This window comes from Acinetobacter sp. CFCC 10889, assembly GCF_003268395.1.
Lineage (GTDB): Bacteria > Pseudomonadota > Gammaproteobacteria > Pseudomonadales > Moraxellaceae > Acinetobacter.
This window is the reverse complement of record NZ_LQXQ01000029.1, coordinates 1-11,719: the sequence shown is the minus strand read 5'-3', so window position 1 is coordinate 11,719 and position 11,719 is coordinate 1. Positions and strand designations below refer to the sequence as shown.

Sequence of the window (11,719 nt, the reverse complement as noted above, 5' to 3'; positions counted from 1 at the left end):
TTTTAAATATTGAATTATTTTAAAATATCATTTTTCAATGTATCGACAAGGCGTTGATTTTGCTCATCTGTGCCAACCGTAATACGCAAAAATTGGTTAATTCTTGGTTTATTGAAATAACGCACAATAATGCCTTTTTCACGTAAAGCTGTTGCCAATTCCCCTGCATCATGATTTGGCAATGTCGCGAAAATAAAGTTCGCACTTGAAGGTAAAACCTTAAAGCCAAGTTCTGTCAATTGAGCAACCAACTTTTCACGATTGGCTATAACTTTTTGACATTGCGCCGAAAAATAGTCTTGATCTTCAAATGAAGCAACCGCAGCTGCAATCGCAAAACGATCAATCGGATAAGAGTTAAAACTGTTTTTCACGGCTTCAAGTGCAGCAATCAAATGTGGCTGTGCAATCGCAAATCCAACACGTAAACCAGCAAGAGAACGTGATTTCGAAGTAGTTTGACATACGACTAAGTTGTCATATTTTTCAACCAATTTCACTGCAGATTCTGCACCAAAATCTACATAAGCTTCATCAACCAATACCACTGAATCAGGATTGGCTTGCAATACTTCTTCAATCGCTGACAATCCTAATGCAATACTGGTTGGTGCATTTGGATTGGTGATGATAATCCCGCCATTGGGTTGCTTATAATCATCTACTACAATTTCAAAATCATCATTCAACGGAATAATTTTTGATTGTGCTGAAATTCCAAAAAACTGACTATAAACAGGATAAAAACTGTAGGTAATATCAGGATATAAAATCGGTTTATCTTGCACAAAAAAAGCCTTAAAAATATGTGCTAAAACTTCATCCGAACCATTTCCGACAAAAACTTGCTCTACAGGAACGTGCTGTTGCTTGGCGATCGCTTGTTTTAATGCAGTCGCATCAGGGTCAGGATATAGACGTAATGCATCAGCTGAATTTTCTAATACCGCTTGTACCGCAGCGACCACTTTTGGCGATGGTGGATACGGATTTTCATTGGTATTTAACTTTAATAAATTTTGAATTTTCGGTTGTTCGCCTGGTACATAAGGTTCTAACTCACGTACATCCGGACTCCAAAAACGCATTTGTTCAGGGGTGATGTTTGGCATTTTATTTTCTCATTTATGTACTCAACTTACGATCACGTAAGCCCTCTCCTTCCAGGAGAGGGTTTGGGAGAGGTCATCTTCCAAACCAAATTCAATATTTCCCCTTATCCTCTTGCGTAGCCTTGCTACTCATCCCTGAGCCATATATGGCGCAAGAGAGAAGGACATACAATATTAATTATTTAGTGAATAACTTATTGATAACGATATCTCGCAGATCTCGCATGTGCATCCAAGTTTTCTTGTTGCGCTAAAATATCTGCAGTTTTGGCAAGTGGTTTTACCCCTTGCTCAGAACACATGATCAAACTTGAACGCTTTTGAAAGTCATAAACACCTAATGGTGACGAGAAACGTGCTGTACCCGAAGTCGGTAAGACATGGTTTGGACCTGCACAATAATCACCAATTGCTTCAGGTGTATATCGTCCCATGAAGATTGCACCTGCATGGCGAATATCTTCTGACATTTCCTGTGCTTCATCTAAACACAACATCAAATGTTCAGGTGCAACTTGGTTAATAAGTTCTGCACCTTCAGCGCGATCTTTTACCAAGACCAATGCACCACGATTGGCAATCGAAGTACGTGCAATTTCAGCTTTTGGTAAGGCTTCTAAATGTTCTTCAATGGCTTGCGCAACATCATTCAATAATTGTTCATCAGGGGTAATAAACACTGCTTGTGCAACAGTATCATGTTCAGCTTGTGACAATAAATCCATTGCTAACCATTTGGCATTATTCTGCCCTTCCGCATAGACTAAAATCTCAGATGGTCCTGCGATCATGTCAATACCAACCTGACCAAATACCGCACGTTTTGCCGCAGCGACGAAACGATTGCCCGGCCCCGTGATTTTATCGACTTGCGGAATCGTTTCAGTTCCGTATGCCAATGCTGCAACAGCTTGCGCACCGCCTATAGTAAATACACGATGTACACCTGCAAGATAAGCAGCAGCAAGCACCAATGGATTTAAATCACCATTTGGCGCTGGAACCACCATGATAATTTCTTGTACACCTGCAACATGTGCAGGAACAGCATTCATAAGCACTGATGATGGATAAGATGCTAAGCCACCTGGCACATAGATTCCAACACGATCTAATGGTGTTACTTTTTGACCGAGTGTATTACCCAACGCATCGACATAAGTCCAACCATCTTGCTTCTGTGCTTGATGAAATTCACGTACCCGATTGGCTGCCATTTCAAGTGCTTCACGTACTTCAGACGTTAAACCTTCAAATGCTGCTTTCAATTGCTCTTGTGACAGTTCTAAATCTGAAAATTGATGCGCTGGATGTCGATCGAACTGTTGAGTGAGTTTTAGTACATGTGCATCACCATGTTGGCGTACATCTGCAATAATTTGGTCTACGGTTTTTAAAAGCTCAGGATCACTCACTGTTTCAAAAGCCAATAAGTCAGCAAAGACTTGTTTAAAGTCTGGCTCTTGAGTCGATAAACGTCGCATCAATTTACCCACAAGGTTGTTTAAGAAAGATTTAGTTTACCTTGTTTTGAGTGACTTGTGGGCAAGTTCGCATGGTCAATTTTATTAAGTTTAATAGGAAAGCTTGATTAAAAAAGTATAATCGTATTAAACCTTAACTTAAGTGCTCACATCTGGATGATCCCAATCACTATCGGATTGGATTAACCAATTCAATGCACCATGCCTTTCTACAACAACAGCCGAGTTTAATTGTGCAGGTGCTTGTTCTTGCTTTAATCGCGCATTTACACATGCCCAATCATAGCGATAGATTAAATCCGCCTGATCTAAAATTTCTTCAATATCACGTAACTTTACTTTTGCCATAAATTCTTCAAAAGTTTTAGCAGATACAACTGCTTGAATTGCAAAATCACAATCTACAATATTTTCAGGATAATTTAGTTCTTCTACAATTCCTAAAGCCCACAATAAAACCCAATAGGCTTCATATTTCCACACCATGTTAATTACATCTTGTTGAGATACATCCTCATGTAAAATCGCCTTTTCATTTTCAGTTAAAGCATCCATGACTTGCATTTTTGCCAGAACATTTAAGACAAAGTCTTTAATTTCATCATTATATCTTCCATTATCAATATCACACGCAACTTGTATGACCCACAAGCAGGCAATCGCACGTTGAGCAATACTTTCAGCAGTTCGAACTTCAACATCTTCGACTGACTCAATCATAGGTAACCAATCTATATATGGAATATCTCTATGTTTAAGTATTTCAATGGATTGTTCTTTTCGTTGTTGTGGTGTTTTCATTTTCAATCATAATTCAAGTTATTGTTCATGACTTATTTTTAACATTCTCAATAAAAACTTTCTTTATCAATTCTGTGAATAAATCATGTATTGCATTTTCCAAATAAAAAACCGCCCTTGTGGACGGTCATTTATTTTCTAATAATTTATCAAAAAATTACTTTTTCGCTTCACGTTCTTCTACAGCTTTTTCAAGCTGTGCAAGGATTGGATTAAGCAAAGTCTGCTTTCGTTTAAAGCTAGCTTTATTGACAATCAAACGTGAAGACACTTTGCAAATTTCTTCCAAAGGCTCTAAACCATTGGCACGCAAAGTATTTCCTGTATCCACCACATCGACAATGTAATCACCTAAACCAACCAATGGTGCAAGCTCCATTGAACCGTAAAGTTTAATAACATCAACTTGCTCACCTAAGCTTGCATAGTATTGACGGGTTAAATTGACATATTTAGTGGCAATTTTTAAACGACCTTTTGGACGTTCCATTCCCACTTTGCCTGCTGTCATTAACTTACAGTTGGCAATTTTTAAGTCCAATGGCTCATAAACGTTTTGCGCGCCATGCTCCATCAATACATCTTTACCTGCTACACCAATATCCGCCGCACCATTTTCAACATAAGTCGGTACATCAGAAGCACGTAAAATCAAGATACGCACCTGTTTATGTGTGGTTGGGAAAATTAACTTACGAGATTTTTCAGGATCTTCCAATAAGTTAATTCCAGCAGTTTCAAGCAAAGGCAATGTCTCTTTTAAAATACGACCTTTACTCAATGCCAAAGTTAAACCATGATCAAAATTGCCCATTACGTCAAGTTTGGATCATCGTTTCTCATATCGCTCATTAACTTGTCTCGCTCACTCGCTTAATTTGGACACCCAGACCTTGCAATTTTGCTTCAATATCTTCATAACCACGATCAATGTGATAAATACGATCAATGGTGGTTTCACCTTCAGCAACCAAAGCTGCTAAAACTAAAGAGAATGAAGCACGCAGGTCAGTTGCCATCACTGGGGCTGCGGATAATTTTTCCACACCGGTGACTACAGCATCATTACCTTCGACCTGAATATTTGCACCCATTCGTGCTAATTCAGGTACATGCATAAAACGATTTTCAAAAATCGTTTCTGAAATTGTTGCAAAACCACGACCAATGGCATTCACCGCCATTAACTGTGCTTGCATATCTGTTGGAAATTCTGGATGTGGCAAGGTCTGGAAGCTGACAGCTTTCGGACGTTTACCCATCATGTCGAGTTCAATCCAGTCATCACCACGGGTCACTTCTGCACCCATTTCTTCAAACTTATCCAACACCGCTTCAAGCAGGTTTGGATCAGTATGTGTGGTTTTGACTTTACCGCCTGTAATCGCTGCAGCCGCTAAATATGAACCAGTTTCAATACGGTCAGCAACGACAGAATATTCACAGCCATGCAGGCTTTCAACACCTGTTACTACAAGTGTATCTGTGTCCAAACCTTCAATTTTTGCACCCATCTTAATCAGCATTTGTGCAAGATCGGTGATTTCAGGTTCACGGGCTGCATTACGGATTGTGGTTACACCATCTGCAAGAACCGCAGCGGTCAGAATATTTTCTGTACCACCTACAGTCACCATATCAAAGATGACTTCCCCGCCTTTTAAGCGACCATCGACACTGGCAATTACATAACCATTTTCAACTTCAATGTGTGCACCCAAAGCTTCCAAAGCTTTTAAATGCTGATCTACAGGGCGTGAACCAATCGCACAACCGCCTGGAAGTGATACTTTTGCACTACCATAGCGCGCCAATAATGGACCAAGCACCAAAATAGATGCACGCATGGTTTTCACCAATTCATACGGTGCAAATTGATTGTCTAATGTAGATGTATCTGCAGTAACAGTTTCGCCTTCATAAGTCATAGTGATGCCTAAACCACTGATGAGTTTAACCAATGTTCTGACGTCTTTCAGATTCGGTACATTTTTTAGCGTAATTGGTGAATCAGCAAGAATCATTGCTGCTAGTAAAGGTAAAGCTGCATTTTTCGCACCCGAAATACGCACTTCACCTTCAACTTTTGCACCGCCTTGAATGACAAATTTATCCATTGACGCTTAAGCTCCAAACATACTGGCTTTGCGCCATTCTTCTTTAGTCATTGCACGAATAGTTACAGCGTGTACTTCACCACTGGCAATATACGAATTGAGTGGTTGATAAACAGTTTGCTGACGAGCAACAGGACGTTTACCTTCAAATTGTTCATCAACAATACGGAGGTCAAACTTACCTGCTTGTCCACTAACAGCGACTTCTGCATCAGGAAAAGCTGCTTTAAGGATTTCAGTGAGCTGTTCACTATTCATGGCATCGACCTCATTATAGGACTGTCAGTGTAAAAACCGAATATTTTACTATAAACTCATCAAAATAATGCATTATCTTGTACAAAAATTATTGATAAAAAAAAGAGGTTTTTTCAACCTCTTTTTCAGTGGAACTATAAAATTATTCAGCAATCAAAACAGGTTGATAATCGAGCTGCATTTTACGATGTCGGTGCAATTGTTTTTTTAATTTTTCAGTGAGTTTTTTAATAGAAGTATACATGTCATCTGCGCTTGCTTGAGCAAATAGCTCTACCCCCGGTAAACGTACAATCGCCTCAGCAATATGGTTTGCACTGCCTTTTTTAGAAATTTTGTCTAGTTGATGATCTTTACTCAGCTTTACTTGCATACTATTTACTTGATCAAGATGCTTGACCATTTGGGTAAATTTACAACGAATATCATCTTCAATCGCAGGTGTAATACTTAAATGATGTCCACGAATTGTAATTTGCATAATTATAACCCTCTCCTTATCAAAGGATGTGACACGTCATAGCCGAAATGATCGAATGACAGAATTCACTCAGGAAAAATTCTGCTTCATAACATCATGCAATCATTGGGGCTACTCCAGAAACCATAAAAAGTGACTCATTATTTTCGTCAAATCGTCATAATGAGCCTTTAGAATACTCACACTTTAAAACTCAGATCAAGACTTTTCTATCAGAAGATGATGGAATATTTAAAGACTCACGATACTTAGCAACAGTCCGCCGTGCTACATCAATGCCATCTTCTTTCAATAAATTTGCAATCGTATTATCTGACAATGGTTTACGTGGATTTTCCTCTGCAACCAATTTCTTAATTTTTGCTCGAATCGCAGTTGAAGATGCCTCGCCTCCTGATGTTGTCCCCACATGACTTGAAAAGAAATATTTCAGTTCAAATAAACCACGTGGTGTAAGTAAATATTTATTGGTTGTGACACGTGAGACGGTTGATTCGTGCAATTCAACTTCTTCAGCTACTTCACGTAGCACTAAAGGTTTCATCCCTTCAGCACCAATTTCTAAAAATTCACGTTGATGTTGCACAATACAAGTTGCCACTTTTAATAAGGTTTTATGACGCTCATCCACACTTTTAATAAAGTTTTTCGCTTCCAGCATTTGATTACGCAAATACTGATTATCATCACTCTGATCCGCACGTCTAATCATGCCTGAATAAAACGAGTTAATTCTCAACTTAGGTAATATGTCTGGGTTGAGCTGAACATGCCAATGCCCATTTTTTTGTGATACGACGACATCAGGAATCTGATAATCTGAATCTTTTTCAGCAAATTCTGCACCTGGATAAGCTTTTAATGTCTTTAATAATTCAACAGCAGATTTTAATTGGTCTGTATTTAAACCCGTTTGTTTGAGTAATTTTGCCAATTCATTACTTATCAAAAGTTCATAATGCTTTAACAACAGCAATGCTTCATGTCGATAGTTTACTGTTTGAGGTAAAGCCTCAACTTGTAAAAATAAACATTCCGCCAAATTGCGTGATCCAACACCCACAGGATCTAATCGTTGAATATGTTTGAGTACAACTAAAACCTCATCTTCTTCAACCTCAATGTCATAATCCATTTGCGCCAATAAATGCGCAACAGACTGTACAATTTCAGACACTTCAGCATCTAAAAAGCCTTTTTCATCCAATGCATCCACAATGCAATAGGCTGTTAGTTTATCCACAGGTGAAAAATGCAATAAATTAATTTGCGCCAACATGTGTTCTTTTAATGAAGTATGTCCTTGACGATTATCTTCACGCTCTTCGAATTCTGGACGTTCCATTGCCGTCGACTGATGGGTATACACATCATCCCAATCAGTATCTACAGGTAAATCATCAGGTAAATGATCTGCATTTAGCGCTTTAGTTAAATCTTTAGCATCTTGTTCTTGTAATTGTTCCAAGCTTTCTATTGAAGATTCTTCCTCAACTTTCTCAAGCAGTGGGTTGCTGTCGAGTTGAATTTGGATTTCTTGCTCCAATTCTAAACTCGAAAGTTGTAACAATCGAATAGCCTGTTGCAATTGTGGTGTTAATGACAATGTATTTGCAACTTTTAACCCGACTGATAACTTCATTTAGCAACACCCTCAGAATCACACTTTATAATAAGCAAAAATCATGCCTTTTTATTGTTATAGCATAGGAATTCAGCACTTCATAGTAAAAATATGAGAATTAAATTTAAATTTTTAGTCAAAAATGAATCATTTATGAAAATTAAATGGAAAAATCCCCCTATTCCACATACAAAAAATATATTGCTTACACAAAATTTGAAATAGCACTCTCATCAAGTTTTAAAACACCTATCATCATTTTTTATGATCACCTGTCGATGATTTTTGCACAAAATTTATATGGTTTATCACTTTACTTCTGAGAGGTGAAAGTATAAAAATAAATGTATAAAGAAATATGAAGGATCTATATTTCTAAAAAAATTGTTGGCATGCTAAGTGCTTTATTCAAATAAATGTACTAACACATGACATAAACAAAACACGATTGGAGAAATCAGAATGAAAAAAATTTCAACTCAACTACTGACAACAACTTTAGGTATTTTGATTGCAGGCGGTGCATTTTCTCAGGTACAGGCAGCTGACACTTTGGCAAAAATCAAAAAATCAGGCAAGTTGTGATTGGCTACCGTGAATCTTCAGATCCGATTTCTTATGTTGTGGGTGGAAAACCCTTAGGTTATGCAGTTGATATTTGTAATGTCTTTGCAGCAGAGCTGAAAAAAAGACTTAAAAATGCCTAACCTAAAAGTTGAATACAAAGCAGTAACATCATCAACACGTATTCCTGAAATGTTAGCAGGCAATATTGATATGGAATGCGGTACAACCACAAACTCCATCCAACGCCAACAACAAGTTGGTTTCTCCACCAATTATTATGCAACTGAAGTTCGCATGGTGGTCAAAGCCAATTCCCCAATCAAAACAATTGCCGATTTAAACGGAAAGGCTGTTGTCACAACACAAGGCACCACCTCTGATAAATACATCAAAATGGGCGAAAAGGGTCAAAAAGTAAATGTAAATAATGTTTACGGAAAAGATCATTCAGACTCTTTTGCGATGGTTGCATCAGGACGTGCAGCGGCATTTGTGATGGATGATAATATTCTTGCAGGTTTAATCGCAAAATCATCAAATCCAAAAGATTTTAAAATTGTTGGCCCAGTACTTTCATCGGAGCCATACGGTATTATGATTCCAAAAGATGATGCAGCATATAAAGCCATTGCTGACCGTGTTGTAACAGGAATGTGGAAAAATGGTCAAATGGCAAACCTGTATAAAAAGTGGTTTCAATCTCCAATCGCACCTAAAAATGTCAATATGAACATGCCTATGAGTACTTCATATAAAGCCCTTATGGCAAAGCCAAATGATGCTGGTATTAAATAATACCTTATAAAAAATAGCTTATTACAGATCAAAATACATTTTTTGTATTTTGATCTGTATGTATTTAAAGACTAAAAATACAAGGAGCACACATGTCAGTTGGCTCACTTAATTGGACGGCTTATTGCCTCCCCTCAAATGAATACAGCTTAGATAAAGCAACTTGGGCTGAATCAGTTTGTAAAGCTATTGGCGGTGAAAGTTATTCACCTGTAGCTGATGCACCAACGTGGTTGCAACTTCTAGGTTCTGGGGTTTGGACAATGATTTGGACTGCTGTAGCAGCCTTTTTTATTGCCTTTCTATTGGGTTCACTCATCGGCATCATGCGAACACTCCCCAATAAACCCCTGTCTTTTATTGGCACATGTTATGTTGAATTATTTCGTAATATCCCCTTAATTGTTCAATTATTTTTCTGGGCTTTTGTATTTCCAGAATTACTTCCGCTCAGCTTAAGTACAGGCAGTGGAGAAATGGTGAATGGAGGATGGTGGCAAAATATTCTCAATGATAATCCAGCTATCATTGGTGTATTTGCATTAGGTTTATACACTGCTGCACGAATCGCAGAACAAATCCGTTCAGGCATCAACACAGTTTCTCGTGGTCAAAAAAATGCAGCCTTTGCAATTGGTTTAGACCAAAGCCAAAGTTATCGCTATGTCATTTTACCTGTTGCTTATCGGATCGTTTGGCCAACGTTAACCTCTGAAGCAATGAATATTTTCAAAAATTCTGCAGTTCTCTATGCATTGAGTATTTTAAATTTCTTTGCTTATACCAAAACCATGCGTGAAGAAACATCTCAAGATATTGTTATTTTAATTTTATCTACACCTGTCTACCTCGTCATCACCTATTGCATTAAATATTTAATGTCTTGGGTCGAAAAGCGCATGGCTGTTCCTGGTCTTGGTTCAGGAGGTAAATAATTATGGATTTCAGTGTATTACAAAATGAAGATGTAATTAGTACATTACTTTATGGTTTTAAATTCACCATAACAGTCACTGTACTATCGATTATTGGTGGTATCTTAATTGGTACACCACTTGCCATGATGCGCCTATCAAGCAATAAATTTTTAAGTAATATTGCCAAATTTTATGTTGATTTTTTTCGTGGCGTTCCGCTCATTCAAGTGATCTTCATATTTTATTTCTTATTACCTAAATATTTTGACTTCCAATATGACACATATTATGGACCACTCTTTTCAAGCGTCGTAACATTTGCCATTTTTGAAGCTGCTTTTTTCTCAGAAATTGTCCGCTCTGGAATTCAATCCGTTTCTAAAGGTCAAGTAAATGCAGGTTATGCCTTAGGTTTTACCTATGGTCAAACCATGTCCAATGTCATACTGCCACAAGCTTTTAGAAATATGTTACCTATTTTACTTACGCAGTCCATTGTACTTTTCCAAGATGTATCACTGGTTTACGTAATTAGTGCACCAGATTTTGTAGGTAATGCAAACACCTTAGCAAACACCTACGGCTCAGAAACCAAAGCAACATTCTATCTACTTGTTGCTGTCATTTATTTCTGTATTTCTTTTGCGTTATCTTGTTTAGTGAAACGTTTACACCAAAAAATAGCAATCATAAGATAAGGAGAATCTATATGCCTATGATAGAAATACAACATATCTCAAAATGGTATGGCGATTTTCAAGTTCTAACTGATTGCACAACCAGTATTGAAAAAGGTGAAGTTGTCGTTGTTTGTGGTCCATCTGGATCAGGAAAATCCACACTCATCAAAACAGTGAATGCACTAGAACCTTTCCAAGAAGGCAATATCATTGTTGATGGTACTGCATTAAAAGACCCCAAAACAGATCTTGCTAAATTTCGTTCGCGTGTCGGCATGGTGTTCCAACACTTTGAGCTTTTTCCGCATATGACTGTTTTAGACAATTTAACTATTGGGCAAATCAAAGTCTTAAAACGCTCTAAAGAGGAAGCAAAAAAGAAAGCTTTACAATATTTAGACCGTGTAGGACTTGCGGCACATAAAGATAAATTCCCAGGTCAACTTTCTGGCGGACAACAGCAACGTGTTGCGATTGCACGTGGTCTCTGTATGGATCCTGTCTGTATGCTTTTTGATGAACCTACTTCCGCTCTTGATCCTGAAATGGTTGGGGAAGTACTTGAAGTGATGAGCCAATTGGCAAAAGAAGGCATGACCATGATGTGTGTAACCCATGAAATGGGCTTTGCAAGAAAAGTCTCAAGTCGTGTAATTTTTATGGATCAAGGCAAAATTTTAGAAGACTGTAAAACCAACGATTTCTTTAATAAACCTGAAGAACGGCATGAAAGAACTAAGTTTTTCTTAGATAAAATAGCAATGGTCGTTTGATATTTTTTAACATGTACGTTTTTTAAGCTTAAGGATTATACAGATTCATTCGCTTCCATTGCTTTTTCTGCCTTCTTAATAAATATTTTCTCCAACCAATAAAAAAACAT

Annotated in this window: 10 protein-coding genes and 2 pseudogenes; 4 read left to right on the top strand and 8 right to left on the bottom strand. The window is 37.7% G+C overall.

Annotation, left to right across the window (positions count from 1 at the left end; all coding sequences use genetic code 11):
- Window positions 1–14: 14 nt before the first annotated feature.
- The 8 genes and pseudogenes from hisC to AVJ19_RS12120 form a co-directional block, all read right to left on the bottom strand.
- Window positions 15–1,112 carry a histidinol-phosphate transaminase gene (hisC, locus tag AVJ19_RS12155; protein ID WP_111859962.1) on the bottom strand — a complete coding sequence of 366 codons (1,098 nt, stop codon included), beginning with the start codon at window positions 1,110–1,112 and terminating at the stop codon, window positions 15–17.
- A 194-nt stretch (window positions 1,113–1,306) separates the two neighbouring features.
- Window positions 1,307–2,608 carry a histidinol dehydrogenase gene (gene hisD, locus AVJ19_RS12150; RefSeq protein WP_162626597.1) on the bottom strand — a complete coding sequence of 434 codons (1,302 nt, stop codon included), beginning with the start codon at window positions 2,606–2,608 and terminating at the stop codon, window positions 1,307–1,309.
- Window positions 2,609–2,734: 126 nt separating this feature from the next.
- Window positions 2,735–3,397, bottom strand: coding sequence for a DUF4272 domain-containing protein (locus AVJ19_RS12145; protein WP_111859960.1), 663 nt, complete (start codon window positions 3,395–3,397; stop codon window positions 2,735–2,737).
- Between the two features lie 157 nt (window positions 3,398–3,554).
- Window positions 3,555–4,249: pseudogene (gene hisG / locus AVJ19_RS12140) on the bottom strand (ATP phosphoribosyltransferase).
- Window positions 4,249–5,514 (bottom strand): UDP-N-acetylglucosamine 1-carboxyvinyltransferase, encoded by a 1,266-nt coding sequence (murA, locus tag AVJ19_RS12135; protein WP_111859959.1) that lies wholly within the window; start codon window positions 5,512–5,514, stop codon window positions 4,249–4,251. Before murA ends, hisG begins: the two are co-directional and overlap by 1 nt.
- A gap of 6 nt (window positions 5,515–5,520) precedes the next feature.
- A complete protein-coding gene (gene ibaG, locus AVJ19_RS12130) occupies window positions 5,521–5,772 on the bottom strand; it encodes a BolA family iron metabolism protein IbaG (RefSeq protein WP_111859958.1) in 252 nt (83 codons plus the stop codon).
- A 142-nt stretch (window positions 5,773–5,914) separates the two neighbouring features.
- On the bottom strand, window positions 5,915–6,253 hold the full coding sequence (gene hpf, locus AVJ19_RS12125; protein ID WP_111859957.1) for a ribosome hibernation-promoting factor, HPF/YfiA family: 339 nt from the start codon (window positions 6,251–6,253) through the stop codon (window positions 5,915–5,917).
- 193 nt (window positions 6,254–6,446) lie between these two features.
- Window positions 6,447–7,895, bottom strand: coding sequence for an RNA polymerase factor sigma-54 (locus tag AVJ19_RS12120; protein WP_111859956.1), 1,449 nt, complete (start codon window positions 7,893–7,895; stop codon window positions 6,447–6,449).
- 444 nt (window positions 7,896–8,339) lie between these two features.
- On the opposite strand from AVJ19_RS12120, the pseudogene AVJ19_RS12115 reads away from it, so the two are divergent.
- From AVJ19_RS12115 to AVJ19_RS12100, 4 genes and pseudogenes are all read left to right on the top strand, one after another.
- Window positions 8,340–9,239 (top strand): annotated as a pseudogene (locus AVJ19_RS12115) (amino acid ABC transporter substrate-binding protein).
- 92 nt (window positions 9,240–9,331) lie between these two features.
- A complete protein-coding gene (locus tag AVJ19_RS12110) occupies window positions 9,332–10,174 on the top strand; it encodes an amino acid ABC transporter permease (protein WP_111859955.1) in 843 nt (280 codons plus the stop codon).
- 2 nt (window positions 10,175–10,176) lie between these two features.
- Window positions 10,177–10,854, top strand: a complete 678-nt coding sequence (locus tag AVJ19_RS12105; RefSeq protein WP_111859954.1) for an amino acid ABC transporter permease — start codon at window positions 10,177–10,179, stop codon at window positions 10,852–10,854.
- Window positions 10,855–10,865: 11 nt separating this feature from the next.
- Entirely contained in the window at window positions 10,866–11,609 is a 744-nt protein-coding gene (locus AVJ19_RS12100) for an amino acid ABC transporter ATP-binding protein (protein ID WP_111859953.1), read from the top strand.
- The last annotated feature ends 110 nt before the right edge of the window (window positions 11,610–11,719 follow it).

Bases quoted from the DNA above. Each gene is read 5' to 3' on its own strand.
- ibaG (WP_111859958.1), bottom strand. From the start codon at position 5,772: ATGAATAGTGAACAGCTCACTGAAATCCTTAAAGCAGCTTTTCCTGAT.
- murA (WP_111859959.1), bottom strand. From the start codon at position 5,514: ATGGATAAATTTGTCATTCAAGGCGGTGCAAAAGTTGAAGGTGAAGTG.
- AVJ19_RS12105 (WP_111859954.1), top strand. From the start codon at position 10,177: ATGGATTTCAGTGTATTACAAAATGAAGATGTAATTAGTACATTACTT.
- AVJ19_RS12120 (WP_111859956.1), bottom strand. From the start codon at position 7,895: ATGAAGTTATCAGTCGGGTTAAAAGTTGCAAATACATTGTCATTAACA.
- AVJ19_RS12100 (WP_111859953.1), top strand. From the start codon at position 10,866: ATGCCTATGATAGAAATACAACATATCTCAAAATGGTATGGCGATTTT.
- hpf (WP_111859957.1), bottom strand. From the start codon at position 6,253: ATGCAAATTACAATTCGTGGACATCATTTAAGTATTACACCTGCGATT.
- hisC (WP_111859962.1), bottom strand. From the start codon at position 1,112: ATGCCAAACATCACCCCTGAACAAATGCGTTTTTGGAGTCCGGATGTA.
- AVJ19_RS12110 (WP_111859955.1), top strand. From the start codon at position 9,332: ATGTCAGTTGGCTCACTTAATTGGACGGCTTATTGCCTCCCCTCAAAT.
- AVJ19_RS12145 (WP_111859960.1), bottom strand. From the start codon at position 3,397: ATGAAAACACCACAACAACGAAAAGAACAATCCATTGAAATACTTAAA.